Below are 24586 nucleotides of genomic sequence, written 5' to 3' on the forward strand. Positions count from 1 at the left end.
GCGTAAGGCCATTCACTATCTCGGGAAGCGGCTGGAAGTTGCGGAACCACGCCCGTACCGTGGGACGCTTCAGCCCGCACGAAGCGCGCTGATCAGGCGTGGGTCGCCGGTCGTGACCAGCTTGTCCTGTTTCACGCGTCCCATAAGTGCCAGGAGCAGGTCACTCGCCATGCCCCGCGTCTCGGCGCGCGCGTGGTGATCGTGCGTGTCGAGGATCGTGCCGGTGTCCAGCAGTGCCAGGCCCGCGCCGCGCAGCCGGACGAACCACTCGTAACTTGCGTCGGTGGCGACGAGGTGTACGACGCCGTGCAGGTCGGTGGGGCCCTTGCGGCGGCCGGCCGGCAACCAGGTGTCGAGCACCTCGTTGACGCCGTCCGCGGCCAGCTTCGTCTCGATGGGCGTCGCGCGGCCGGCGGCCGTCTCGGCGTCCCAGCGGTGCACGGAGATCTCGTGGGCCATGCGGCGTTGCCAGAAGCCGGCCTTCTTCGCCTGCGCGGGCCAGGTCCAGGCCGGGAAGTCGGGATCGAGCGCGTCGAGCGTCTCGATCGTGCCGGTCAGCTCGCGCCGCAGCCCGTCCAGCGCGTCCGGCCAGGCGGGCCGGGGCTCCGGGGTGACCCGCTCGGCAGGCTTGTCGATCACGCCGCGCGGAACCGTCTCACGCACCCAGCGCAGCAGCACGGTGAGGTGCTCGGTGAGGTCGGCGACGGTCCAGCCCGGGCACGAGGGCACGGCGGCGTCGGGGCCGGTCTCGGCGACGGCGTCCTGGAGCGCCGGGCCGTCGGCGCGCAGCGCCGCCAGCCAGAAGTCCTTCGTCGCGTTGAGCCTGTTCATCAGCTTCTCCCGCTCAAGGAGGACCACCTGTGCGTACCCCTGGGCCCGTCGGCCTAGGGTGAACGTCGTGCCTGACGTTAGTGCTCATCCACCCGCCACCGCATCTGCTGCGCATGCCAGTTCGCTGGGGGCGTACACGACGCTACGCCTCGGCGGCCCGGCGGGCACGCTGACGGCGGTGTCCGAAACGGACGAAGCGGTAGCAATGATGCGCGCGGCCGCCCGCAGGGGGGACCGGACGCTGGTCCTCGCGGGGGGCAGCAACGTCGTGATCGGTGACGAGGGGTTCCCGGGTCCGGTGCTGCTGCTGCGCTCCCGCGGGGTTCGCGTCATCGAGCGTGACTCCCGGGGTGCGCTCGTCCGGGTCGCGGCGGGCGAGCCGTGGGACGAGTTCGTCGCCCGGACGCTGGCCGAGGGCCTCTCCGGGCTGGAAGCGCTGTCCGGCATCCCCGGCTCGGCCGGTGCGACGCCGATCCAGAACGTCGGCGCCTACGGCCAGGAGGTGGCCCAGACCGTCGAGGCGGTGCACGTCTACGACCGGATCGACGACGAGGTCAAGGTGCTGTCGCTGCCGGAGTGCCGGTTCGCGTACAGGTCCAGCGTGTTCAAGCACAACGACCGGTGGCTCGTCCTGGAGGTCGACTTCCGGCTCGAGGTCTCCGCCGAGTCGGCCCCCATCCGGTACGCGGAACTGGCCCGGCACCTCGGCGTCGAAGCCGGCGACCGGGTGGCCGCGGAGCGGGTCCGCGAGACCGTCCTCAAGCTGCGGGCGAGCAAGGGCATGGTGCTCGACCCCGAGGACCCGGACACCCGCTCGGTCGGCTCCTTCTTCACCAACCCGGTGCTCTCCGCGCAGGAGTGGGCCGCGGTGCAGGACCGGCTGGTCGACGCCGGCGAGCCGCCGAGCTGGCCGGCGCCGAACGGCACGGTCAAGGTGCCGGCAGCCTGGCTGATCGAGAAGGCCGGCTTCGCCAAGGGGTACGGCCGCGACGGGGTCGCCATCTCGTCCAAGCACACGCTCGCACTGACCCACCGCGGTGGGGCGACGACGGCGGCGCTGCTGGACCTGGCCCGCGAGATCCGCGACGGCGTACGGGACCGGTTCGGCGTCGTCCTGCACCCCGAACCGGTCCTGGTGAACTGCTCGCTGTAGCTCAGCGCCAGCCGAAGACCTGGGTCCAGTAGAGGGTGCCGTCGGCCGCCCGCTGTACGCCGGCCCCGAAGACCCGCGCGTCGCAGTTGAGGATGTTCTCGCGGTGCGCCGGGCTGGCCAGCCAGGCCTCCATCACCTCGTCGGCGCTGGAGAAGCCCCAGGCGATGTTCTCGGCGGCGACGTCGTCGTAGCCCGCCGCCCGGGACCTGGTCTCGAACGTCGAGCCGCGCCAGCCGATGTGCCCGAAGTCGCCGGTGGCGGCCATGTAGTGGCTCTGCCGTACGGACGCGACCACGAGCTCGTCCTCCACCGAGAGCGGGTCGCAGCCCGCGCTGACCCGCACCTCGTTGGTGCGTGCGACCACGTCGTCCATGAGGATCCCGATGGTCGCCGGGCCCAGCCGGGACGCCCCCGGAACGGTGGTGCCGGCGTGCGCGGGTGCCGCGGTCAGTGCGAGCAGTGCCGCGGGTGCGGCCGCGGCGAGCGCGATACGGCGTACGGATTCGAACACGGTGCTTGCCTCCCGGTCCACGGCCGGGTCCCTGTGCGCCCGGCACCATACATCGGACCGTTCATCTGCCGTTACGTCCCTTCTTTGGGCGTTTACGGTGGCCTGCCGGGCGGTTCGTGTCAGTCTGGGGGGATGGTCGGCGGAAGCCGGATCTCGGCTCCCGCACCCGTCTCGGGGTCGAACGTCAGCTCCACCGACCCGCCGTGCCGGGTCGCGATGGCCTCGGCGAGCAGCATCCACAGGGCCGTGCTGCGGCGCCGGTTCGGCGGGTCCGGGTCCGCCAGCATGCCGGCCATCAGGTGCTCGTTGGTGAGCCGCTCGGCCTGCCGGGCGGTCACCGTGATCCGCCAGCCGGTGTCACTGCCCTCCGCCTCCACGGTGGCGGACCGGTCGGCCGCGCCGCTCGCGACCGTGCCCACCACGGCATAGAAGAGGTCGCGCAGCAGCGGGGCGTCCGCGGACAGCGGCGGTCCGGGCTCGGCGCGGACGGTCGCCGCCGTGAACGGCTCCCGGCTCGCCAGCAGTTCGGCGACCTCGCGGATCACCTCGGCGGGGTCCACGGCCGTGGGCCAGAGCTCGAGATCGCCGGTCTGCAGCCGGCTCACGACCATCAGGTCCTCGACGAGCGCGAGCATCCGCTCGGTGTTGCGCCGTACGGCGGCCAGCGCCACCGAGCGTTCGGCGGGCGCGAGGTCGTCGGTGTCGAGGCTCTCGGTGAAGGACGCGATCGTGGTCAGCGGCGTCCGCAGCTCGTGGGAGATGACCGCGAGGAAGCGAGCCTGCAGCGCGAAGAGGTTCGTGGGGGTTCGCACGCTGAACTATAACTTTCCGTATATGAACAGACACGTCACGCTATCGTGGTTTTGGACATTTCATCTTCGCCGTCCGCAGTCGCGGGGGGCGTGAGCAAGACGCTGACCAGGGACCGGTGCGTGCCGCGCCGGCCGGGCAGCCGCGTCTGGCGACGCGCGGGGGCGGAGGCGGAGGGCATGGTGACGAGCTCATGAGCAGGCTGCTCGTGGTCGAGGACGACCCGGACATCGCACTGGCCCTTCGGCTGCTCTTCAGCCGGGCCGGCTACGAGGTGGCACACGCCGGTGACGGGCGTACCGGCCTCAAGGAGGCGTACGCCGAGCACCCGGACCTGGTCGTGCTCGACGTCGGCCTGCCCGAGATGGACGGCTGGCAGGTGCTCGAGCGGCTGCGGGACGTGTCCGACGTACCCGTGCTGGTGCTGACCGCGCACGGCCAGGAGGCCGAGAAGGTCCGCGGGCTGCGCGGCGGGGCGGACGACTACCTGACCAAGCCGTTCGCCAACAACGAGCTGCTGGCCCGGGTCGAGGCGTTGCTGCGCCGCTCCTCCGGCGGCCAGAACAGCTGGGCCAGCCAGATCTACGACGACGGCCTGGTCCACCTGGACCCGACGAAGCGCCGGGTCTACGTCAAGGGTGACGAGAAGCGCCTCACCCCGACCGAGTTCCGATTGCTCAATGCCCTGGTCCGGCACGCCGGCGCGGTGCTGAGCCCCAACCAGCTGCTGACCCAGGCGTGGGACGACCCCACGGGCATCGGTCAGGAGCGCGTCAAGTTCGCCGTGCTGCGGTTGCGCCGCAAGCTCGGATGGTCGGATCCCGACGAATCCCCGATCGAGTCCGTACGCGGATTCGGCTACCGCTATCGGCGTCCGGGCGGTGACAGCTGAGCCGCAACCGGTAGCACTTCGGGTGTCCTCAGGTGATGACCCGGTGGGTCGATGAGGGATTTGGGAAACGAGCAGGAGGTAGGGCGTTGGAAGACCTTGGCGAGATCGTCGGCGAGTTCCTCATGGAGAGCCACGAGAACCTGGACCAGATCGACCGGGATCTCGTCGCACTGGAGCAGAGTCCGGCTTCGCGTGACCTGATCTCCCGAATCTTCCGGGCGATCCACACGATCAAGGGCACCAGTGGCTTCCTGGCCTTCACCCGGCTGGAGACCCTCGCGCACGCGGGCGAGTCGCTGCTGTCGCGGCTGCGCGACGGCGTCCAGCCGGTCACGCCGACCACGATCACCACGCTGCTGGCCACGATCGACGGCGTCCGGGCCCTGCTGGAGTCCATCGAGCAGAACGGCGTCGAGGGCGAGGTCGATGTCGAGACCATCATCACGGCCGTCCACGCGCAGATGAACGCCCCGGGCGACGCCCCCGCGGCCGCCGCTGCCGCCCCTTCCGCCGCACCCGCCGCCGCCCCCGCCGCACCGGCCGCACCGGCGCCGAGCGCGGCGAAGCCGGCCGAGGCACCCGAACCGATCGAGGAGAGGCCGGCCCGTCCGGCCCCCGAGCCGATCGAGAACCAGCGGCGCCCGCTCGGCGAGATCCTCGTCGAGACCGGCGCGGCGAACCCCGCGGACGTCGGCTCGGCGCTGCAGTCGCAGCTCGAGGGCGACGAGCGCAAGCTCGGCACGATCCTGCTCGAGGAGGGCAAGACCCAGCCGGCCGCCGTCAGCGATGCGCTGCAGGCGCAGACGCCGAAGCGCAGCGTCGCCGACAGTGCGATCCGGGTGGACGTCGACCTGCTCGACAGCCTGATGAACATGGTCGGCGAGCTGGTGCTCGCCCGTAATCAGCTGGTCCGCGGCGTGATGGACACCGGCGACTCCGGCCTCGTGCGGAGCGCCCAGCGCCTCGGCATGATCACCTCCGAGCTGCAGGAGGGGATCATGAAGACCCGCATGCAGCCGATCGAGCACATCTGGTCGAAGCTTCCCCGGGTCATCCGCGACCTCTCCAACTCGCTCGGTAAGAAGGTCGAGCTGGTCATGGAGGGCAAGGAGACGGAGCTCGACCGCAGCCTGCTCGAGGCGGTCAAGGACCCGCTGACCCACCTGGTGCGCAACGCCGTCGACCACGGCATCGAGGACCCCGACAGGCGGATCGCGGCCGGCAAGAACCCCGAGGGCACGCTGACGCTGCGGGCTTACCACGAGGGTGGGCACGTCGCTGTCGATGTGGCCGACGACGGCGCCGGCATGGACGTGAACCGCATCGCGCAGAAGGCCGTGGAGAAGGGGCTGCTCCGGGCGGAGCAGATCCCGAACATGGACAAGCGCGAGATCATGGCGATGGTCTTCCAGCCCGGGTTCTCCACCGCGGCGAAGGTGACCAACGTGTCCGGCCGCGGCGTCGGCATGGACGTCGTCAAGACCAACATCGAGCGCATCGGCGGCGCGGTGAGCGTCGACTCGACGCTGGGCCAGGGTACGGTCTGGCGCCTCACGATCCCGCTGACGCTGGCCATCATCCAGGCGCTGACCGTCGACTGCGGCGACCAGCGTTACGTGGTGCCCCAGGTCGCCGTGCTCGAGCTGGTCTTCATCGACGGCCAGTCCACGAAGATCGAGTACGCCTCGGGCGCGCCCGTCTACCGGCTGCGCGGCAAGCTCCTGCCCCTGGTCCGCCTGGACCGCACCCTCGGCCTCGAGCCCAGCGGCGACCAGGGCGTCTACATCATGGTTCTGCAGGCCGACGGCCGCCGCTTCGGCCTGGTCGTGGACCGCGTCCTGAACACCGAAGAGGTCGTGGTCAAGGCGCTGAACAGCAGGTTCAAGGACATCGGCCTGTACGCCGGCGCCACCATCCTGGGCGACGGCAAGGTGGGTCTCATCCTCGACGCCTCCTCGCTGGCGCGGCGTTCCCACCTGACGGCCGACGCGGACCGCGAGAACCTGGTCGGCACGTCGCGCGCCGCCACCACCGCCGGCACCGGGGAGCGACTGCTCATCACCGCGGTCGGGGAGCGCCGGGTGGCGATTCCGCTCGACACGGTCACCCGGCTCGAGGAGTTCCCGCGGGACCGCATCGAGCACGCCGGTTCGCGTGAGGTCGTGCAGTACCGCGGTCACATTCTTCCGCTGGTACGGCTGTCGCACCTGCTGGGGGCGTACAGCGAGGTGGAGGAGAGCGACACCGTCTCGGTGGTCGTCTACAGCGAGGGAGGGCGCAGCGTGGCGCTGGTCGTGGACCGCATCGTCGACATCGCCGAGAACGAGAGCTCGGCGCCGCGTCGTGACGCCGAAGAGGACGGCCTGGTCGGTACGGCGGTCATCCAGCAGCGCGTCACCGAGCTGCTCGACGTGCGCCGCGCGATCCTCGCCGCCGACCCGAACTTCTACGCCGACATGAACACCGACGAGCTGGTGGAGGCCTGAGATGGCGAGCCGCCAGTTCGCCACCTTCGAGGTGGCCGGCCAGCTCTTCGGAGTCGAGGTCCACACGGTCCAGGAGGTGCTGTCCTACAACGAGTACACCCCGGTGCCGCTGGCGCCCCCGGCCGTGGGCGGCCTGTTCAACCTGCGCGGTCAGGTGATCGCCGCCGTCGACCTGCGGGTGCAGCTGGGCCTCGCCCGGCAGGCGCTGGAGGGCCCGGTCATGAACGTGATCCTGCGCGGTGACGGCGAGCCGGTGAGCCTGCTCGTCGACCGCATCGGCGAGGTCGTCGATCTCGACGACGACGCGTTCGAGCCGCCGCCGGACACGCTCAGCGGGCCGACTCGCGAGCTGGTGGTGGGCACGTTCAAGCTGGACGAGCGGCTGATGCTTGCCCTCGACGTCACCCAGGCGGTCGACACGTATCGAGTCACCACCTGATGTACAGCCTGGTCAGCGCCCCCGTTCTCGGCTTCGATCTGACCCGCCTGGGAGGCGGGTCGGCCACTGCCGAGGTGCTGCTGCGCGCCCTGCGCCTCAGCGTCGGGGACCTGCCCATCCTCGCCCAGCGGTTGCCGGACGAGGGGGTTCGCGGCCCGCTCTGGGTCGAGGTGGAGAGCGCGGCGCGCAAGCTGCCGTCGCTCAAGGGCATGAAGGCGGACGACCCGGCGAGCTCGCTCGCCCTGATCGAGCGGGCGCCGATCGGATCGGTCGACTCGCTGCTCACCTGCCTGCGCTACGACGTGATGTCCTGGACCTGGCACGGGGCCGGCCGCGACGCCAAGCAGTCCGAGACGGCCGCCGCGGCGACCGCCCTGCTCTGCGACGCCGCGGTCGCCAGCTACCTGCGTGAGGTCCTCGACGAGACGACCCGCCGGATGCTCGGCGCCGGGTGGGTCGCGGCGGTGCGCAAGCTGCCCGTCGGCAAGCCGATCGACCTGGGCCCGCACCACTACGCGGTGTCGGCCCTGCTGGACCGGCTGCGCTCGATCACGCCCAAGGACCTGGGGCGGCTGGCGCAGTCGGCGGAGGACGCGCGCCGGAACGCCGGCGGCTGGTCGCCGGCGGTGCACTCGGCCTCGTGGGCGGCGTACCTGTCGGACCGCGTACGCACCGCCGCGGCGGCGCAGATGCTGCTCGTGCAGGCGATCGACACGGCCGCCATTCCGCTGGCCGAGCGGGCCGGCGGGGTGTGGAACATGCTCAGCGGCGCGGTCCAGGCGCTCGTCGTCCGGGACCTGCTGGACACCGCCACGGCGCACCGGCTCCTGGCGCCGGTCGTTGCGGCGCTCGGCCCGGCCTGGCTCGGATGAGGGACGGAGGACAGCGATGATCAGAGTGCTCGTCGTCGACGACTCCGTGGTCGTCCGTCGCCTCATCGTGGACTCGCTGACCGGCGCGCCGAACATCGAGGTGGTCGGCACGGCCGCGAACGGCCTGCTGGCCCAGGCGAAGATCGACCAGCTCAAGCCGGACGCCATCACGATGGACATCGAGATGCCGCAGATGGACGGCATCGCGGCGGTCCGCGAGCTGCGCAAGCGGCACAAGCGCGTGCCAGTGATCATGTTCAGCACGCTCTCCGCGGCCGGCGCGAGCGCCACGCTGGAGGCGCTGGCCGCCGGCGCCACGGACTACGTGACCAAGCCGAGCAACGTCGGATCCGTGGCCGAGTCCATCGCCGCCGTACGCGAACAGCTCGTGCCGAAGATCCACGCATTGGCCGGACGCCGGCCGGGTACGCCGACGCGGCCGGCCCTCGGCCCGGCGAAGCGGCCGGGGCTCGCCCCGCCGCCGGGCTACCGCCCCGGCCTGCCGGGACGACCCGGCGTGGCGGCCGGCCGAGGCGCCCAGGCGCCGGCTGTCCCCGCGCGGCCCGTCCGGCGCACCTCGCCCGGGCGCGTGGACATCCTCGCGATCGGCTCGTCCACGGGCGGCCCGGACGCACTGACCAAGGTGCTGACGAAACTGCCGACGGACCTGCCGGTCCCGATCGTGGTGACCCAGCACATGCCGCCGGTCTTCACCCGCATGTTCGCCGAACGCCTCGACCGCAGCACGCCGCTGCGCGTGGTCGAGGCGGGCGACGGGATGGAGCTCGCGCCCGGCACGGTCTACATCGCTCCCGGCGACAAGCACCTGGTGCTGCAACGCCGGAACACCGCGACGCTGACCCAGCTCAGCGGCGCGCCGCCGGAGAACTCGTGCCGTCCGGCGGTCGACGTGATGTTCCGCTCGGTGGCCTCGCTCTACGGAGCGGCGGCCTACGCGGCGGTTCTCACCGGCATGGGATACGACGGACGGGGTGGTGCGAAGGTGCTGCGTGACGCAGGCGCCGAGGTGCTGGCGCAGGACGAGGCTAGTTCGGTGGTCTGGGGGATGCCCGGCGCGGTGGTCGGCGCGGGCCTGGCCGACGACGTGCTGCCCCTCGACAAGATCGCTTCCGCCCTGATCCAGCGGGTCCAGGTCGGTCGCGCTCCCCGGGCGACGGCGGTGACCCGATGACCCTGTCCCAGGCGGATTTCGCCTTCGTGTCCACGCTGGTCCGGCGGGAGGCGGCGATCGTCCTCGCCCCCGGCAAGGAGTACCTGGTCGAGGCCCGGCTGATTCCGGTGGCCCGGCAGGTGGGCGCCGGCAGCGTCGGCGAGTTCCTGGCCAACCTCCAGCGCAAGCCGAACCCGGACGATCAGCGCCGGATCATCGACGCGCTGACGACGAACGAGACGTCGTGGTTCCGGGACCGGGAGCCCTTCACCGCGATGACCGACGTGGTGCTCCCCGATCTGGTCAAGAACCGGGGATCCGCGCGCAAGGTACGCCTCTGGTCCGCCGCCAGCTCGAGCGGGCAGGAGGCGTACAGCCTGGCGATCACGCTCCAGGAGACGCTGCCCGCCGGGTGGTCGTACGAGATCATGGGAAGCGACATCTCCACCGAGATGGTCAAGCGGGCCGAGGCCGCCGAGTACAGCCAGGTGGAGGTGAACCGGGGACTGCCGGCCACCCAGCTGGTCCAGTACTTCGAGCGGGCGGGTGCGCACTGGCGGGTGTCTCCACACTTGCGGCGCAACGTCTCGTTCAAGCACATGAACCTGACCGCGCCGCTGCCCTCCATGCCGCCGTTCGACGTGATCTTCCTACGGAACGTGCTCATCTACTTCGACGTCGCGACGAAGAAGACAGTGCTGCGCAACGTCGCACGCCTGCTACGCCCGGACGGCTGGCTTTTCCTCGGCGCGGCCGAGACGACCATCGGGATCGACGACAACTACGAACGGGTGGCGGCCGGCAGGACCTCTGCCTACCGAGTACGCAGCGCGGTGCCGGCCGGCGCCGCAAGGAAGGGGTGAGCCGCGGTGCGGGCGATGGTGATCGACGACTCCCGGGCGATGCGCATGATTCTGAAGCGCATCGTCGCGAAGCTGAACTTCGAGGCGATCGAGGCAGGTGACGGCCAGGAGGCCCTCGACCTGCTCGCCACGATGACCGAGGTGCCGGAACTGGCCCTCATCGACTGGAACATGCCGAACATGAACGGTCTCGAGTTCGTGACCAAGGTCCGCTCCGAACCTCGGCTGCGGGAGATGACGCTGGTCATGGTCACGACCGAGAGCGAACAGAGCCAGATCGTCCGGGCACTCGCCGCGGGCGCCCACGAATACGTGATCAAGCCCTTCACCGAGGGCGCGATGATCGAAAAGTTGGCCCTGTTGGGCCTGGTACCGACCGGAGCGAACTCATGAGCGTCGAAACCGTGGTAACCCAGGATGACCTCGCCGAGATGGTGGAACAGGTCTGGGTGTCGTACGTGGACCCGGAGGGGGTCAGCCCGCTGGTTCTGACGGGCGACGCCAAGCAGCCGACCGAGGTGCACTCGACGGTGTCCATCACCGGCTCGTGGCACGGCCACCTCGTCTACGCCTGCTCGCTGAAGGCCGCCAGGAGGGCCGCCGCGGCCTTCCTGGCGATGGAGTCGGACGAGGTCGGTCAGGAGGACACCTCCGACGTCCTCGGCGAGCTGGCGAACATCATCGGCGGCAACGTCAAGGCCATGCTCCCGGCGGGGTGCTTCCTGTCCCTGCCGACCGTCGTGATGGCGCCGGACACCGCGTCCTACTACCCGGCCGCCGAGCAGATCAGCGGTCTCTACGGCGTGTGGGACGGTGAACCGGTCTCCATCTCGATGTGGCAGAGCATCAAGCAGCAGCAGGAGGCGTCGGCATGAAGATCCTGATCGCGGACGACAGCCGGGTCATGCGCCAGATCGTGACCCGCACCCTGCGGCAGGCCGGTTTCGACGGGCACGATCTGGTGGAGGCGTCGGACGGGGCGGAGGCCGTGGAGAAGGCCGAGGCGGAGAACCCCGACCTGATCATCTCGGACTGGAACATGCCCGAGATGACCGGGATCGATGTGCTCCGCAAGCTGCGCGCGGCCGGCAACAACGTCAAGTTCGGCTTCGTGACGTCCGAGTGCACCGACGAGATGAAGACCGCCGCGGAGAGCGCCGGCTCGGCGTTCTTCATCGTGAAGCCCTTCACTGCAGAGCAATTCGATGAGGTCTTCTCTCCTATTTTGGGATGATATAGCCATGTCTGACACCTCGGTCATTCCCGCCTCGCTCGCCGTTCGCAACCTCTTCGAGGACCTCCTCGGCCGGGACGTCAACGTCTCCTCCGGTGATCCGATGACCGCGGAAGACTTGCCCACCGGCCTGTTCGCCATCTATACGGACACGTCGATGCAGCTCTACGCGGTGCTCGGCATGACGCTGAGCCTCGCCGCCAACGCGGGTGCCGCCCTCGGCCTGCTCCCGGTGGGTGCCGCGGAGGACAGCATCGAGGAGAAGAAGCTTTTCCCGAATCTGGCCGAGAACGTCTTCGAGCTCTGCAACGTGTTCACCAGCCTGCTCAACCGGGAGGGGGCGCCGCACGTGAAGCTCTACCAGGTCATCTACCCCGGAACGGAACTGCCCAACGACGCGCGGGCGCAGCTGCTGGCGCTCGGCAAGCGGCTGGACCTGCTCGTCGAGGTCGCCCGCTACGGCAAGGGCAAGTTCTCTTTGTCGCTGGTCTGAGACCCGAAGTCATGCCCTGGCCCGCGATGCGGAGGCCAGGGCACGACTGTATGCGGCGCCGCCGGCGTCAGGCCTGGCCGGCGTCGATCCGCCGGTCCGCCTCGCCGGTGCTCGAGGCCGTACGCTGAGCCAGCACGGTGGTCGGCTGGTGCGCGATCTCGGGGTCGCGGCGCAGGCGGCCGGCCGCCCGGCTCAGCCCTCGGCGCGCGGGGAAGAACTGCTGCGGCGTCGCCGTCCATCGGTAGCGGATCAGCTCTGCGGACGCCGGCCGGCCCGCTCCTGACAGCTCGTAGCCGTTCGCCACCAGGCGACTGCCCAGGGCCGCTTCGCAGAGCGCGATCTCCTCCGCGGTCAGCCGGGTCTGCCAGCTCTGCACCCGCTGGGTGGTGACCGGTGTGTGCGTACGCGCATGCCAGGTCTTGAACGACGGCACCGCCACCTCCGCGACCGCCGAGGGCTCGGCCATCGCTGGGTGGTACTCCTCGCCGAGGTACGAGCACAGCTCGGTGAGTCGCGCGTGCGGGTCGGCGACCAGGTCCTCGTAGCGCAGCTCGTACCACTGGGATCCGCCGAGGCTGCGGGCCGCACGGCGAGCGTCGTCCACCGCGCGGGCCCAGGCGGCCACCGTGGCGTAGATGTCCTTGCGGTGCCAGGACATCTCCTTCAGTGACGCGACGCAGTCCCGCCCGTCGCGGACGATGTTGATGAACTGGGCGTCCGGGAAGAGGCGCACCAGGATGTCGACGTTGTGCAGGTACGCCGGCCGCTTGTCGCCCCAGCGGGGCTTGCCGAAGCGGGCCGCGTACGACTGGAAGATCGTGGCGAGCACCGAGCCCAGCGTGCCCGGCCCTGCGGCGATGCGCTCGACGGTCTCCTCGGGGTCGAGGCCGAGGTCGCAGAAGCGGGTCTCGACCCGGTCCACGATGCGCCGGGCCAGCGCGCGCCGGTTCTCCGGCAGGCGCAGGTCGCCGAACTCGCGGTATTCGCGGTACGCGGCCAGTACGAACCGGGTCTCGGGCGGGATGGCTATCCGTGGATGGGCATGCAGCATCAGCTGCAGCATCGTGGTGCCCGAACGCGGGCAGCCGACGACGATGATCGGACGGTCAGTGGGCACCGTTCACCTCCGGTGGGCAGTCGCTCACCGGAGGTAACATACTGGCAAAACAGGCAAATGTTAAAGAAGTATCAAGGCGTGTCGGAACCGGCCTCCCGCTTGTCGGGGGTGGGCGTCACCGGGGTGCCCGGCTGCGTCGCCCGGCCGTACCCCGCCGTGACGAAGCGCAGCGCGGCGAGCAGTATCGCGGCGATCGGCACGGCGATGAGGAACCGGATCAGCACCTCGGTGATGTCGATCTCGTCGAGCACGTAGCGATACAGCGCCGGCGCGCTCATCAGCAGCGCGAACAGCATGACGGACGGCCGGATCACGGTCAGCCCCGGCGGGCCGGCCGGCGGGGCAGCGCTGCCATGGGCACCACGTCGGCGGCGATCCGGGCGCAGAGCAGTGCCGCCCAGGAGTGCGGCGTCGCCGGCTTGCCGTCGAGCGAGTAGATCGGCGCGTCCAGGCCCAGCACGGTGGCCGGATCCGACGTGATGTCCACGTTGTGCACCACCAGCGCCTCGACGTCACCGAGCGCCCGCAGGTGCCGGGCGGTGTCCCTGGTCTTGCGGGTGGCGTCGACGACCGCCCACAGCGCCGTGGCCCCGAGCGCCTCGGACATGTCGTTCACCCAGATCGGGTCCGTACGCCCGACTGCCGCGTCGACGACCACGATCCAGGCGTGGTCGGCGCTCTGCAGCTTGTCGGCCTTGGTGGCGGCGACCGGTGGGTCGCCCAGGACCCGGGACGAGTGCATGCCGGTTCCGGCCGCGGTCGGCCCGCCCAGCAGCAGGTGCGCCTGGTCCAGGCCGGCCTGCTCGCACAGCTGCCGGGCGATCGGCAGGGCGTGGTCGAGGTCGCCCGCGAGGACCAGGATCTCACCCGGGGCGTCCGGCACCCCGGGTGCCGAGGGACGGGAGGCCACCACGCTGAGTACGCCGGCGTAGGTGTCGCCGCCGACGATCTGCGAGGCCATCTCCTCCGGCATGCCGACCCGCATCAGGTTCTGCTGCACGGTGTCGAAATGGTGCGGCCGGATGGGTGCCGGCGGCGCGGAGGTCACGTGCGCCACGGTCGGCGGCCCGGACGTGGGCCCCAGGCCGAGACCGCCGAGTGACTCGATCAGCGAGGTCGGCGCGGGTGCCGGCGAGGTCGGCGCGATGCCGTACGCCGCCGCGGCGGCCGCGGTGCGCGGCGGCACCGGACTCTGCGCGGCGCGGTTCGCCGCCGCGCTGGTCGGGAACGCCGGGGCGTCGTTCACCCCGAGGCCACCCATCAACTCCGCCAGCGACGGTACGGGCGGCAGCGGCCGTACCGGGCCGGGCGCCGCGCTGGCCGCGCCGCCGTTCACCGGTGAGCCGGTGGCCTGCGCCGGGCGGAAGGGCCGCACCGTCGGGCTCTCCGGCCGCTCCGGCTCGCCGTCCTGCGGCCGCGGCGGCGGGCGGTTGAACGCCTCCGCCCGGTCGAGGTTGGCCATCAGCTCGGCGAAGGCGGAGCTCGGGTCGGACAGGCCGCGGCCGCCCGCGGGCATACCCGTCTCCAGCCCCCGGCCGAGGACCGCGGCGTCGGTGTCACCCATCCCGGCGTCGCGTCCGGCGACCCGGTCGCCGACCCCCGGGCGGTCCCCGGACGCGATCCGGTCCCGTGACTCGGCCCGGGCCAGCAGTTGCTCCAGCGTCTGCGGGCCGTCGTCGGCCGGCATGGGCCGGCGGGCCGGTGCGTCGTTGCGTTCGTCGGGGTCGGGGACCTCGACGGACAGCTCGTAGTGTTGCTTGGCGAAGAACCCGCCGAAGCCCCCGGTCCGGACCTTGTCCGCCGAGATGATCCGCACCGAGGAGCCGTACTCGTCGCGCACCTGCGCCAGCAACGGCTCGATGGCCGGACCCTCAAGCAGCACCCGCGTAGGCACCGTTCACCACCCCCATGGTTTCTATCTGTGCCGTGGAACCTGAGATTTCCGAGTAGGACAGCACCTGCACCCGGCGTGAGCCGGCGCGCAGGAGACGCATGAGTGGCAGCCGCAGCTGCGGGGAGCACGCCAGGACCGGGGTAATGCCGGACTGCTCCGCGGTCTCCACGAGCTGCCCGGCTTCGGTCACGATCGCCTCGGCGCGCATCCCGTCGATCGCCATGAACGCGCCCGTGTCGCTCGGTCGCAGCGACTCGAGCAGGCCCTGCTCGAGCATCGGCTCGAGGGTGATCACGGTGAGGCGGCCGTTGGCGGCGTACTGGGCGGCGATGGCCGGGCCCAGCGCGGCGCGCGCGGCCTCGACCAGGCCGTCGTGGTCGGACGAGACCTTGGCGCGCAGGGACAGCGACTCGAAGATCCGGACAAGGTCGCGGACGGGCACGCCCTCGTCGAGCAGTGCCTGCAGGACCCGCTGGATCTGGCCGAGGCTGAGCAGCGTCGGGGTCAGCTCCTCGACGACCACCGGGTGGGTTTGCTTGACCATCTCGGCCAGCGACCGCACGTCCTCGCGGCCGAGCAGGCGGCTGGCGTTCTGCCGGACGATCTCGGCGAGGTGGGTGATGATCACCGAGGCCCGGTCCACCACCGTCGCGCCGGAGAGCTCGGCCTGGTAGTGCAGCTCGGCCGGCACCCACTTGCCGGCGAGGCCGAACACCGGCTCGACACCCGCCCTGCCGGGCAGTGCCTGCAGGCCGTCGCCGATCGCCAGGACGGTGCCGGGCGGTGCCTGGCCGGCGCCCGCGTCGACCCCGGAGATGCGGATCGCGTACGACGACAGCGGCAGGTCCAGGTCGTCCCGGGTACGCACGGGCGGCATGATGATGCCGAGCTCCAGGGCCATCTTGCGGCGCAGCGCCCGGACCCGGTCGAGCAAATCGCCGCCGTTGGTGTCGACGAGGTCCACCAGGTCGGGCGAGAGTGCCAGCTCGAGGGGGTCCACCCGCATCTCGCCGAGCAGCTGCTCGGGGGAGTCCGGCGCGGGCCGGTCCGCCTCGCCGCCGGCGGCCTCCGCCTCGGCCTCGGGCTCGGGGTCCTTAATCCGCTGGGCGATGAACATCGTCGTCGCGCCGATGATCAGGAACGGCACCTTGGGCAGGCCGGGGATGACGCAGAGGCCGAGGGCCGCGCCGCCGGCGATCCGCAGCGCGAGCTTGTTCTGCCCGAGCTGGGCCGTGACGCTGCTGCCCATGTCGCCGGAGGTCGCCGAGCGAGTGGTGATGAGACCGGTGGACACCGAGAGCAGCAGGGCGGGGATCTGCGAGACCAGGCCGTCGCCGACGGTCAGCAGGCTGTACTGGTTCATCGCGTCCGCGGGGGAGAGGCCCTGCTGAAGGATGCCGACCGTGAAGCCACCGACCAGGTTGATGACGGTGATGATGATGGCGGCCATGGCGTCGCCCTTGACGAACTTCGAGCCACCGTCCATGGCGCCGTAAAAGTCGGCCTCCGCCGCCACCTCGGCCCGGCGCGCCTTCGCCTGGGTCTCGTTGATGAGGCCGGCGTTGAGGTCGGCGTCGATCGCCATCTGCTTACCCGGCATGGCGTCGAGGGTGAATCGGGCGCCGACCTCGGCGACGCGCTCGGCACCCTTGGTCACGACCACCATCTGCACGATGATCAGAATCAGGAAGATCACGAGGCCGATGACGAGCGAGCCGCCGACGACGAAGTCGCCGAACGCGTGGATGACCTTGCCGGCGTCGCCGTCGCGCAGCACCAGGCGGGTCGCGCTGATGTTGAGGGCCAGCCGGAACAGCGTCATGACCAGGAGCAGGGCCGGGAAGACCGAGAAGTCCAGGGGCTTCTGGACGAACATCGAGACCATCAGGATCAGCAGGGCGCCGGTGATGTTCGTGGCGATCAGCAGGTCGAGCAGGAAGGTCGGCAGCGGCACGACCATCATGACGATGATGCCGATGACCCCGAAGGGCACGGCGAACTTGCTCAGCTTCAGGTCCCTCACGGCCCCCCTTCCACCTGCTGATGGTCCCGCAGTGTCGGCCTTGATGTGAGGAAATCTCCCAGATTATGACTATGCTGCCGCCGGGGTAGGGTTCGGATTGCGGTGCACACCTGCGGCCGACCCACGAGACTTCAGGCTCATCACGAACGCCAGGACCTTCGCTACCGCCCCGTAGAACTCGGCGGGGATCTCCTGCCCCACCTCCACGCTCTTCTCGAGCGCCCGGGCCAGCGGTACGTCCTGCACCATCGGAATGCGGTGCTCGGTGGCCAGCTCACGGATCTTCTGCGCCAGCGCGCCCCGGCCCTTGGCGAGCACGCGGGGCGCGCCCTTCTCCGGGTCGTAGCGCAGGGCCACCGCCACGTGGGTCGGGTTCACCAGCACCACGTCCGCGGTCGGCACGTCGGCCATCTGCCGATTTCGGGCCATCGCCATCTGCTTGGACCGGATGTGGCCCTTGAGGTGCGGGTCGCCCTCGGAGTTCTTGTACTCCTGCTTGACCTCCTCCTTCGACATGCGCAGCTGCTTGTTCGTGCGGCGGCGCACGACGAAGTAGTCGGCCGCGGCCATGATGATCCCGGCGAGGGACGCGGCCCGGATCAGGGCGAGAGCGGCGTCGGTCACCACCCCGAGCAGCGAGCCGATCTGCAGGCGTCCGGCGGTCATGAGCAACGGGACGATGTCCTTCATCGTCATGTAGAGCACGCCGCCCAGGACCGCGGTCTTGATCAGCGCCTTGGTGCCCTCCCAGAGGGACTGCGGCCCGAACATCTTCTTGATGCCGGGCAGCGGGTTGAGCCGTTTGAACTTCGGCATGAAGAGCTTGGTGGCGACCCGGATGCCGCCCTGCGCCCCCGCCGCCGCGATCCCGACCGCCATCATCGTCAAGGCCAGGGGGAGGACCGCCCAGGCCGCGCTCATCAGGCCGTCCTTCATGATGCCGAGCGCGATCTGGGGGTCCGGGTCGGCGATGATCTCCGGGATCTTGGTCATCAGCTCCTGGGAGTGGCTCATCGTCGACTTCAGCGTCCGCGGCAGCATGACGCTCGCGGCCAGCATCCCGAACCATGCGCCCACGTCCTGGCTGCGGCCGATCTGGCCCTCCTGCTTGGCCTTCTTCAGTTTCTGCGCTGTCGGTTGTTCGGTCTTCTCCCCGGACACCGCTCACCCCCCGCCGGTGAGGTGGACGACCGCGCTGACCGCCTCGTCGATCAGGCCGTCAAGAGCGCGGGGCAGGATGGCGATCGCCGTACCGGACAGGGTCAGCACCAGGAAGATCTTCGCCGGGAAGCCCAGCTGGAACGCGTTGAGCGCGGGCGCCACCCGGTTGAGCAGGCCGAAGGCGACATCGGTGAGGAACAGGACGGCGATCAGCGGCCCGGCGATCTGGATCGCGGAGACGAACATCTCGCCGATGCCCTCGGTCAGCAGCCGGTTGAAGGTCGCCATGGAGAAGCTCGCGTTCAGCGGCATCGTCTTGTAGGACTCCATGAAACCGCGGAGCACCAGCTGGTGGCCGTCGCTGGCGAACAGCAGGGTCGCCGCGACGAGGTTGTAGAAGCGGCCGAAGATCGAGCTCTGGTTCTGCGACAGCGGGTCGTACGCGGTGGCCAGGGTGAAGCCGCCGAAGACGTCGATCATGTCGCCGGCCGCCTGGATCGCGGCGAAGAACAGGTAGGTGATGAAGCCCAGCGCGGCCCCGACGAAGATCTGCAGGGCGCCGGCGGCGATGATCGCCGAGGTCTCGATGGACGGCACGCTCTTGGTCAGGTGCGGCATCATCGGCAGCGCGATACCCACCGAGAGCAGCACCTTGATCTGGCTGGGGATGAGCTTCGAGTTGAAGGGCGGGCAGAGCCAGAGCCACGCGCCGGCCCGGGTCGCGCCGAGGAAGATCGCGACCAGCTCCCCGATGGCGACGTCGGGGTTCATTTGTACGAGCCCACGAGCGCCGTGATGATCAGCCCCCAGCCGTTCACCAGCACGAACAGCAGGAGCTTGAACGGCATCGCCACTGTTACCGGCGGTAACATCATCATGCCCAGCGACATCAGCGACGCGGAGACCACCATGTCGATGATGAGGAACGGGATGAAGATGACGAACCCGATGATGAAGGCCGCGCGCAGCTCGGACAGGACGAACGAGGGGATCAGCGTGGTCAGCTCCACGTCGTCCTTGGTCGCCGGCTTGGGCTGCCCGGACACCTTGATCAGCAGGGCCAGCTCGTCCTCGCGGGTGTTCTTGAGCATGAAGTCGCGCAGCGGTTGCACGCCGTCGCGGAACGCCTGCGACTGGCTCTTGTCGCCGGCCAGGTAGGGCTGCACGCCCTGTTCGTTCACCTGGGTGAGCACCGGCGCCATGATGAACAGGCTGATGAACAGCGCCAGCCCGGCCAGGACCTGGTTCGGCGGCATGCTGGTCAGCCCCAGCGCGTTGCGGGTGACCCCGAGCACCATGAACACCTTGGTGAAGCACGTGCAGAGCAGCAGCACCGCCGGCGCCACCGACAGCAGGGTGAGGCCCAGCATGATGACCAGGGAGGTGGCCGGTTTGCTGCCGTCGGGGTTCGTACCGTTGATGTTGAAGTTGATCGAGCCGCCGCTCGGTTTGACGGTCGGTGCCACGGGCGGCGTGGGCCCCGGGGCTTGGGGCAGGGCGTAATGCGCCACCGCCGCCGGGGCGGGCTGAGGCGCGGCCTCGGCCGCCGCCGCGGGCAGAAGCGCGCCCAACGCCAGAAACAAGATCCCAGCTAGCCACCCCGCGGCCGCCCACAAGCGGACTGAAGGCCTGTCTGATGCACGCCGCCCCATGTCAGCGCCTCGTCGTCCGGTCACGCAGGAAGTCGATGGTCGACGTCCATGTCCGTGGGGAGAGGACCGAGCCCTCGAGCCGGCCGCCGTGGTGCGGCAGCACCACCGGGTGGGCCGCCGGCGGCGCGTCGTCCGGGGGTACGGCCATCGGGTCGCGCTTCGCGGGGAACACATGCGGTTCGTGGGCGAAGGCGTCGAGCTCCGTCTCGCCGAGCAGGCTGATCTGCGTGTCGGTGACCCCGAGGATCAGCGCGCGGTCCGCCACCTGGACGACCGCCACCGACGAGCCGCGGCTGAGCGACTGCCGGTTGAGGACCGAGAGGCTGCCCGACCCGCGCTTGCCGATCCCGCCCCGGCGGGCGACCCGGGCCAGTCCCCACATCAGGCCGAAGACGACCAGCAGGGAGAAGCCGATGCGCAGGACGAGCTCGAACACGTCTACTCCCGTTCGCTGCCAGGAGTGACGATCTCCGTGATCCGGATGCCGAAGTTCTCGTCGATCACCACGACCTCGCCGCGGGCGATCAGCCGGCCGTTGACCAGCAGGTCGGCCGGGCTGCCGGCGGCGCGGTCGAGTTCGACGATCGCGCCGGGGATCAGCGACAGCAGCTCCCGCACGCTCATCCGGGTACGGCCCAGCTCCGCCGACACCTCCATCTCGACGTCGTGGAGCATGTCCAGGCCGCCGCGCAGCGGTGCCGCGTCCGAGGCGCTGCGCCGCGCCACCCCGCCGGGCTCCGGGAGCCCCGGCCACGGGGTGAGCGTCATCGCGAGGACGGCCCCGATATCGCCGCCGTCCAGCAGTGGCAAGGCGACCGCGCCCGGCTTGGCGGCGATCGCGCTGAGCGCCACCCCGGGTTCCATGATCTGGCCCGGATCGAGCACCACCGGGCCGAAGGCGCGGGCGGCGGCCTCCAGCGCCGGGCGTACGGCCGCGGTCAGGTCCAGCTCGCCGAGCGGGCTCTCCTTGAGTGCGTCCGCCAGGTCCTGGCCCACCACGACGACCACCTCGCCGGTGGCCGCACCGCTGAATTTAGCGGTGATCGCCTGGCCGGAGGTCAGCATGTCGGCGGTCGCCGCGACCGGCGCGCCGACCGTCAGCTCCCGGCTCGTGGGGAGCACCGCCAGCGCCGCCTCCGCGGCGGTACGGACCAGCGCGAGCTGCGGCTCGGTGATCGTGGGAGCGGTCATCGACGTTTTTCCTCCTTGGGCGGCGGCACGACGAGACAGGCGAGCCGGGCGCCCTGGTTACCGGGGACTGCATGTGCGAAAACGGTCTCGTTGACGGTCACCTCGAGCGGCACGCTGGTCGCGTGCCCCAGCGGCACGACGTCTCCGGGGCGTAGATCCACGATGTCATCGGTACGCATCCGGATGGGCTGGAATCGGACAGCTACGTCAATCGGCGCCGCGGAAAGCCCCACCGTGAGGCGGTGCAGCGAGGTCGCCCGGACCTGCCGCTCGGCCGGCGTGAGCTCGATCGCATCCTGGCGCTCCAGCACCGGCAGGATGGTGTTGAACGGCAGGAGGATGCTGGCCACGCACTCCTCGGTGCCGATCTTCATCTCGTACGAGGCGACCACCACCGCATCGCCCGGCTGGTGCGCGCGCAGGAACTGGGCGTTGTACTCGATCTCGCGCAGGTTGGGCTGAATGTCGATCAGCGACTCGAAGCCGTACCGCAGCTCGCCCAGCATCCGCTCCAGCAGGCCGCGCAGCAGCGGCATCTCCACCTCGGTCAGCGGGCGTTCCGGCTGGGGGCCGCCCGGGCCGCCGAGCATGTGGTCGATAGCGGTCATCACCGCCGACGAGCCCATCTCCAGCAGCACCGTGCCGGGCAGCGGGTCGAGCGCCACGACCGCGATCACGGTCGGGTTGTTCAGCGAGGCGACGTACTCGTCATAGGTCAGCTGCTCGATCGAGATCAGCGAGACGCTGCTGACCGTACGCAGGCGCGTGGTCAGCAGGGTGCCGCAGCTGCGGGCGAACGTCTCGAAGGAGATCTGCAGCGTCCGGATGTGCTCGCGGGACAGCTTGATCGGCTTGCGGAAGTCGTACGCCGTGGGTCCCGTGCCCCCGCCACGGCGGGACATCTTGCGGGTCGGAGACATGGTCACGTCGTCCTCATCGGCTCGGTTGTGCGGCCGCTGAGTCGTGGGGAGTGCTATGCCCCCGGATGTGCGTGATGGGCGGATCCGCACGCTGCGGACCCGCCCACCGGAATCGCTGTACTACTGAGTGACGAACGAGGTGAAGTAGATGCCCATCACGAGGTGCTTGTCCTCGACGTTGTACGCCTTCTCGACCTTCTCGAGCAGCTCCGTCTTCGCGGACTCGCGGCCCTTCTCGGTCTCCAGCTCGCCGATCGCCATGCCGGTGTACTGGTCGATCGCCAGGTTGAGCGCCTCGGAGGTGTCGACCTCCTCCTCGCCGGCCTCCTCGGTCATCTGCAGGGCGAAGCCCATCTTCAGATAGTGGCCGTCGGCCAGGTTGATCGTGAGCGGGTTCTCGATCGCCACGACCGTGCCCTTGACCGGCTCCTTGGCCTGCGCCGGCTCGCCCTTGAAGAACATGAACCAGGCGCCCGCGCCGCCGCCGCCGAGCAGCACGACGGCGAGCACGATGATCATGAGCAGCTTCTTGGACTTCTTCGGCGCCTCCGCCGCGCCGTCCTTCTTGTCTTCCTTCGCCATCGGAACTCCTCCTGTCGTGTCAGTTGGTGGTGGTCGGGGTGGATCCGGTGCTTGATTCGGTCGTGGCGGCCTTCGCTTTAGCGTTGGCCTCGGCCGTGGTCTCGCCGGTGTGCAACTTGGCGTCGTTGCCGGCGGCGGCCGGGACCAGCGCCGCCTGCTCCGCGTTGAGCGTGGTCAGGACGACGACGTCCACCCGGCGGTTCATCGTGACGGACCGCGGGTCCTTCGGGTCGATGAGCGGGTGGGTGTCGGAGAAGCCGACCGCGCTCATCCGGTCCTTGGCGAGGCCGTGGCCGACCAGGTAGCGCACCGTGGTCGACGCGCGGGCGGCGGACAGTTCCCACCCGCTCGGGTAGTACGTCACCGTCGCCTTGAGCTGGTTGGTGTTGCCGTCGACCTCGATGTTGTTGGGCAGCTTGGCGAGCGTCGGCGCGATCGCGTTCAGGATCGTCCTGCCGCCCTGCTTGAGCTCGGCGCGGTTGCCGGCGAAGACCACCTCGTTGGTGACGATGGTGACCACCAGGCCGCGTTCGTTGATGGTGAACTTGACCTGGTTGAGCAGCTTCGCCTTGGCCAGCGCGTCGGCGATCCGGTGCTCGATCTCCTTGAGGTTCTCCGCCTCCTTGGTCGCCGCCTTCGCGTTGGCCGAGGCCATCTTGCGGTCCTCGGCCTGCACCGCGCGGGCCACGGCCTCCTTCTGCTCCTTGGTCATGTTCTGGGTGCCGTCGCCACCCTCGCCCGGGTTGATTCCCGGGTCGATCGGCACGACCGTGGTCGCCTGGCCCGCGCCGTCGAGGGTCGCCGGGCTGCCCTGGAACGCCGCGCTGGTCGCGCCGAAGCCCTCGGACAGGCCGGCGGCCAGCTCGGCGAACTTGGCCTTGTCGATGTTGCTCATGCTGTAGAGCACGACGAACAGCACGAAGAGAAGCGTGAGCATGTCGGCGTACGACACGAGCCAGCGCTCGTGATTGACGTGCTCCTCGTGCTCCTCGTGGCCGCCCTTCTTGCGGCGCGATCCTCCCCCGGAACTCATGATCAGGCAGCCTTCTTGTTCGCGGCGGCGGCCTCGGCGGCCTTGGCGGCGTCCGGCGGCAGCAGGCTGCGCAGCTTCTGCGCGACCAGGCGCGGGTTCGAGCCGGCCTGGATGGCCAGCACACCGTCGATGACCAGCTCCATCTCCTCGGCCTCGATGCCGGAGAGACGGCCCAGGCGGGCCGCCAAGGGCAGCCAGAGCAGGTTGGCGGAGAGAACGCCCCAGAGCGTCGCGACGAACGCCGCGGAGATGGAGTGGCCGAGCGACTCGGGCTTGTTCAGGTTCTCGAGCACGTGCACGAGGCCCATGACGGTGCCGATGATGCCGATGGTCGGCGCGTAGCCGCCCATGTTCTCGATGATCTTCGTGCCGGCCTTGTCGGCCTTCTTCTTCGCGGCGACCTCGGCGTGGAGGATGTCGTGCAGCTCCTCCGGGTCCGTGCCGTCGATCGCGAGCTGCAGGCCGCGCTTCAGGAACGGGTGCTCGACCGTCTTGACCGCGTCCTCGAGCGCCAGCAGGCCCTCGCGACGGGCCCGCTCGGCCAGCTTGACGATGTCGTCGACGAGCTTGTTCGGCGGCGTCACCTTGGCCAGGAAGGCCTTCTGCAACAGCTTGCCGACGCCGATCGCGTCCTTCATCACGCCGCCGGCCATGCCGGCCATGAACGCACCGCCGAAGACCAGCAGCATCGAGGGGATCAGGATGATGGAGGCGGGGCTGCCGCCCTCCAGGATCTGCACGGTGAAGACGATCACCAGGGCGACGACAACACCAATGATGGTGGCGAGGTCCATCAGCGGTCCTTCCGGTGCAGCGGCAGCACGGTCGCAGAGGTCTGCGGCGCCTGCTCGTCCTCGGTCTGGGTCAGGAAGGCCGGCTCGGCCTCGATGCGGCTCGCTTGGGCGATAAGCGAGGCGCGGTAGTGGCGCACCGAGTCGATGAACTCGGGCACGGATTCGGCGATGACGTACTTGGTGCCGTCCACCAGCGTGATGACCGTGTCGGGCGTGCAATCGGCACGCTCGACCAGGTCCGGGTTGAGGGCGAAAACAGCTCCGTTGAGGCGGGTTACGAGGATCACGACATCCGTCCTTGGGGCGTCATAGCGGCTGGTGGGGCCATCCGTGGCCCGTCACTGGACCATTCGGCGGAGCGGTGGTTGCTGATGAGCGCGCTCCGGTTCCTTTACGGGTGCGAGCTGGGCCGGAAATGAAGAAGCCGGGGCGGGCCGTGTGGCCCGTCCCGGCTTCCGCCGGCA

General features: G+C 70.1%; 28 protein-coding genes. 11 read left to right on the forward strand and 17 right to left on the reverse strand.

Features of this window, described 5'->3' with window-relative positions:
* Positions 1-69: 69 nt before the first annotated feature.
* Positions 70-831 (reverse strand): maleylpyruvate isomerase family mycothiol-dependent enzyme, encoded by a 762-nt coding sequence (locus tag AB0368_RS21170; protein WP_366155621.1) that lies wholly within the window; start codon positions 829-831, stop codon positions 70-72.
* Positions 832-898: 67 nt separating this feature from the next.
* Here AB0368_RS21170 and AB0368_RS21175 point away from each other — a divergent pair, with 67 nt between their 5' ends.
* A complete protein-coding gene (locus AB0368_RS21175) occupies positions 899-1984 on the forward strand; it encodes a UDP-N-acetylmuramate dehydrogenase (protein WP_366155622.1) in 1086 nt (361 codons plus the stop codon).
* A gap of 1 nt (position 1985) precedes the next feature.
* On the opposite strand, the gene AB0368_RS21180 is transcribed toward AB0368_RS21175, so the two are convergent.
* A complete protein-coding gene (locus AB0368_RS21180; RefSeq protein WP_366155623.1) occupies positions 1986-2516 on the reverse strand; it encodes a CAP domain-containing protein in 531 nt (176 codons plus the stop codon).
* 98 nt (positions 2517-2614) lie between these two features.
* Positions 2615-3307 (reverse strand): HAMP domain-containing sensor histidine kinase, encoded by a 693-nt coding sequence (locus AB0368_RS21185; RefSeq protein WP_366155624.1) that lies wholly within the window; start codon positions 3305-3307, stop codon positions 2615-2617.
* Positions 3308-3498: 191 nt separating this feature from the next.
* Here AB0368_RS21185 and AB0368_RS21190 point away from each other — a divergent pair, with 191 nt between their 5' ends.
* The 10 genes from AB0368_RS21190 (at position 3499) to AB0368_RS21235 (ending at position 11755) form a co-directional block, all read left to right on the forward strand.
* Positions 3499-4197 carry a response regulator transcription factor gene (locus AB0368_RS21190; RefSeq protein WP_366155625.1) on the forward strand — a complete coding sequence of 233 codons (699 nt, stop codon included), beginning with the start codon at positions 3499-3501 and terminating at the stop codon, positions 4195-4197.
* 86 nt (positions 4198-4283) lie between these two features.
* Positions 4284-6683, forward strand: a complete 2400-nt coding sequence (locus AB0368_RS21195) for a chemotaxis protein CheA (protein WP_366155626.1) — start codon at positions 4284-4286, stop codon at positions 6681-6683.
* A 1-nt stretch (position 6684) separates the two neighbouring features.
* Positions 6685-7122, forward strand: a complete 438-nt coding sequence (locus AB0368_RS21200; RefSeq protein WP_366155627.1) for a chemotaxis protein CheW — start codon at positions 6685-6687, stop codon at positions 7120-7122.
* Positions 7122-7994, forward strand: a complete 873-nt coding sequence (locus AB0368_RS21205) for a hypothetical protein (protein ID WP_366155628.1) — start codon at positions 7122-7124, stop codon at positions 7992-7994. The genes AB0368_RS21200 and AB0368_RS21205 overlap by 1 nt, the downstream gene beginning before the upstream one ends.
* Before the next feature lie 16 nt (positions 7995-8010).
* Positions 8011-9186, forward strand: a complete 1176-nt coding sequence (locus AB0368_RS21210; RefSeq protein ID WP_366155629.1) for a chemotaxis response regulator protein-glutamate methylesterase — start codon at positions 8011-8013, stop codon at positions 9184-9186.
* The gene (locus AB0368_RS21215; protein ID WP_366155630.1) at positions 9183-10028 is read left to right on the forward strand and encodes a protein-glutamate O-methyltransferase CheR; all 846 of its coding nucleotides are present in this window, start codon (positions 9183-9185) and stop codon (positions 10026-10028) included. The genes AB0368_RS21210 and AB0368_RS21215 overlap by 4 nt, the downstream gene beginning before the upstream one ends.
* A gap of 15 nt (positions 10029-10043) precedes the next feature.
* Positions 10044-10421 (forward strand): response regulator, encoded by a 378-nt coding sequence (locus AB0368_RS21220; protein WP_366155631.1) that lies wholly within the window; start codon positions 10044-10046, stop codon positions 10419-10421.
* Positions 10418-10903, forward strand: a complete 486-nt coding sequence (locus AB0368_RS21225; RefSeq protein WP_366155632.1) for a chemotaxis protein CheX — start codon at positions 10418-10420, stop codon at positions 10901-10903. The genes AB0368_RS21220 and AB0368_RS21225 overlap by 4 nt, the downstream gene beginning before the upstream one ends.
* Positions 10900-11262, forward strand: coding sequence for a response regulator (locus AB0368_RS21230; RefSeq protein ID WP_366155633.1), 363 nt, complete (start codon positions 10900-10902; stop codon positions 11260-11262). Before AB0368_RS21225 ends, AB0368_RS21230 begins: the two co-directional genes overlap by 4 nt.
* A gap of 7 nt (positions 11263-11269) precedes the next feature.
* Positions 11270-11755: a hypothetical protein gene (locus tag AB0368_RS21235; protein WP_366155634.1), complete on the forward strand. Its 486-nt coding sequence runs from the start codon at positions 11270-11272 to the stop codon at positions 11753-11755.
* A 67-nt stretch (positions 11756-11822) separates the two neighbouring features.
* On the opposite strand, the gene AB0368_RS21240 is transcribed toward AB0368_RS21235, so the two are convergent.
* From AB0368_RS21240 to AB0368_RS21305, 14 genes are all read right to left on the reverse strand, one after another.
* The gene (locus AB0368_RS21240) at positions 11823-12872 is read right to left on the reverse strand and encodes a sulfotransferase (protein WP_366155635.1); all 1050 of its coding nucleotides are present in this window, start codon (positions 12870-12872) and stop codon (positions 11823-11825) included.
* 71 nt (positions 12873-12943) lie between these two features.
* Complete coding sequence (locus AB0368_RS21245) at positions 12944-13186, reverse strand: hypothetical protein (RefSeq protein WP_366155636.1); 243 nt, start codon at positions 13184-13186, stop codon at positions 12944-12946.
* 2 nt (positions 13187-13188) lie between these two features.
* Positions 13189-14766, reverse strand: a complete 1578-nt coding sequence (locus AB0368_RS21250; protein ID WP_366155637.1) for a hypothetical protein — start codon at positions 14764-14766, stop codon at positions 13189-13191.
* Positions 14744-16789: a flagellar biosynthesis protein FlhA gene (locus tag AB0368_RS21255; RefSeq protein ID WP_366155638.1), complete on the reverse strand. Its 2046-nt coding sequence runs from the start codon at positions 16787-16789 to the stop codon at positions 14744-14746. Before AB0368_RS21255 ends, AB0368_RS21250 begins: the two co-directional genes overlap by 23 nt.
* A 69-nt stretch (positions 16790-16858) precedes the next feature.
* On the reverse strand, positions 16859-17950 hold the full coding sequence (locus tag AB0368_RS21260) for an EscU/YscU/HrcU family type III secretion system export apparatus switch protein (RefSeq protein WP_366155639.1): 1092 nt from the start codon (positions 17948-17950) through the stop codon (positions 16859-16861).
* A gap of 3 nt (positions 17951-17953) precedes the next feature.
* Positions 17954-18721 (reverse strand): flagellar biosynthetic protein FliR, encoded by a 768-nt coding sequence (gene fliR / locus AB0368_RS21265; protein ID WP_366155640.1) that lies wholly within the window; start codon positions 18719-18721, stop codon positions 17954-17956.
* Entirely contained in the window at positions 18718-19533 is an 816-nt protein-coding gene (gene fliP, locus AB0368_RS21270; protein ID WP_366155641.1) for a flagellar type III secretion system pore protein FliP, read from the reverse strand. The genes fliR and fliP overlap by 4 nt, the downstream gene beginning before the upstream one ends.
* A gap of 70 nt (positions 19534-19603) precedes the next feature.
* Positions 19604-20038 (reverse strand): flagellar biosynthetic protein FliO, encoded by a 435-nt coding sequence (fliO, locus tag AB0368_RS21275; protein WP_366155642.1) that lies wholly within the window; start codon positions 20036-20038, stop codon positions 19604-19606.
* A gap of 2 nt (positions 20039-20040) precedes the next feature.
* Entirely contained in the window at positions 20041-20793 is a 753-nt protein-coding gene (gene fliN, locus AB0368_RS21280; protein WP_366155643.1) for a flagellar motor switch protein FliN, read from the reverse strand.
* Entirely contained in the window at positions 20790-21713 is a 924-nt protein-coding gene (locus AB0368_RS21285; RefSeq protein ID WP_366155848.1) for a flagellar motor switch protein FliM, read from the reverse strand. The genes fliN and AB0368_RS21285 overlap by 4 nt, the downstream gene beginning before the upstream one ends.
* Before the next feature lie 120 nt (positions 21714-21833).
* Positions 21834-22295 carry a flagellar basal body-associated FliL family protein gene (locus AB0368_RS21290; protein ID WP_366155644.1) on the reverse strand — a complete coding sequence of 154 codons (462 nt, stop codon included), beginning with the start codon at positions 22293-22295 and terminating at the stop codon, positions 21834-21836.
* A gap of 19 nt (positions 22296-22314) precedes the next feature.
* Entirely contained in the window at positions 22315-23328 is a 1014-nt protein-coding gene (locus tag AB0368_RS21295) for a flagellar motor protein MotB (RefSeq protein ID WP_366155645.1), read from the reverse strand.
* 2 nt (positions 23329-23330) lie between these two features.
* The gene (locus tag AB0368_RS21300) at positions 23331-24122 is read right to left on the reverse strand and encodes a motility protein A (protein ID WP_366155646.1); all 792 of its coding nucleotides are present in this window, start codon (positions 24120-24122) and stop codon (positions 23331-23333) included.
* Entirely contained in the window at positions 24122-24409 is a 288-nt protein-coding gene (locus tag AB0368_RS21305) for a flagellar FlbD family protein (protein WP_366155647.1), read from the reverse strand. Before AB0368_RS21305 ends, AB0368_RS21300 begins: the two co-directional genes overlap by 1 nt.
* Positions 24410-24586 lie beyond the last annotated feature (177 nt).

Source organism: Actinoplanes sp. NPDC051475, assembly GCF_040689425.1.
Taxonomy (GTDB): domain Bacteria; phylum Actinomycetota; class Actinomycetes; order Mycobacteriales; family Micromonosporaceae; genus Actinoplanes.

Excerpts from the sequence above, each read along its gene's own strand:
- AB0368_RS21170 (WP_366155621.1), bottom strand. The coding sequence starts at position 831 with ATGAACAGGCTCAACGCGACGAAGGACTTCTGGCTGGCGGCGCTGCGC.
- AB0368_RS21190 (WP_366155625.1), top strand. The coding sequence starts at position 3,499 with ATGAGCAGGCTGCTCGTGGTCGAGGACGACCCGGACATCGCACTGGCC.
- AB0368_RS21200 (WP_366155627.1), top strand. The coding sequence starts at position 6,685 with ATGGCGAGCCGCCAGTTCGCCACCTTCGAGGTGGCCGGCCAGCTCTTC.
- AB0368_RS21205 (WP_366155628.1), top strand. The coding sequence starts at position 7,122 with ATGTACAGCCTGGTCAGCGCCCCCGTTCTCGGCTTCGATCTGACCCGC.
- AB0368_RS21210 (WP_366155629.1), top strand. The coding sequence starts at position 8,011 with ATGATCAGAGTGCTCGTCGTCGACGACTCCGTGGTCGTCCGTCGCCTC.
- AB0368_RS21215 (WP_366155630.1), top strand. The coding sequence starts at position 9,183 with ATGACCCTGTCCCAGGCGGATTTCGCCTTCGTGTCCACGCTGGTCCGG.
- AB0368_RS21220 (WP_366155631.1), top strand. The coding sequence starts at position 10,044 with ATGGTGATCGACGACTCCCGGGCGATGCGCATGATTCTGAAGCGCATC.
- AB0368_RS21225 (WP_366155632.1), top strand. The coding sequence starts at position 10,418 with ATGAGCGTCGAAACCGTGGTAACCCAGGATGACCTCGCCGAGATGGTG.
- AB0368_RS21230 (WP_366155633.1), top strand. The coding sequence starts at position 10,900 with ATGAAGATCCTGATCGCGGACGACAGCCGGGTCATGCGCCAGATCGTG.
- AB0368_RS21235 (WP_366155634.1), top strand. The coding sequence starts at position 11,270 with ATGTCTGACACCTCGGTCATTCCCGCCTCGCTCGCCGTTCGCAACCTC.
- fliR (WP_366155640.1), bottom strand. The coding sequence starts at position 18,721 with ATGAACCCCGACGTCGCCATCGGGGAGCTGGTCGCGATCTTCCTCGGC.
- fliN (WP_366155643.1), bottom strand. The coding sequence starts at position 20,793 with ATGACCGCTCCCACGATCACCGAGCCGCAGCTCGCGCTGGTCCGTACC.
- AB0368_RS21285 (WP_366155848.1), bottom strand. The coding sequence starts at position 21,713 with ATGTCTCCGACCCGCAAGATGTCCCGCCGTGGCGGGGGCACGGGACCC.
- AB0368_RS21290 (WP_366155644.1), bottom strand. The coding sequence starts at position 22,295 with ATGGCGAAGGAAGACAAGAAGGACGGCGCGGCGGAGGCGCCGAAGAAG.
- AB0368_RS21295 (WP_366155645.1), bottom strand. The coding sequence starts at position 23,328 with ATGAGTTCCGGGGGAGGATCGCGCCGCAAGAAGGGCGGCCACGAGGAG.
- AB0368_RS21300 (WP_366155646.1), bottom strand. The coding sequence starts at position 24,122 with ATGGACCTCGCCACCATCATTGGTGTTGTCGTCGCCCTGGTGATCGTC.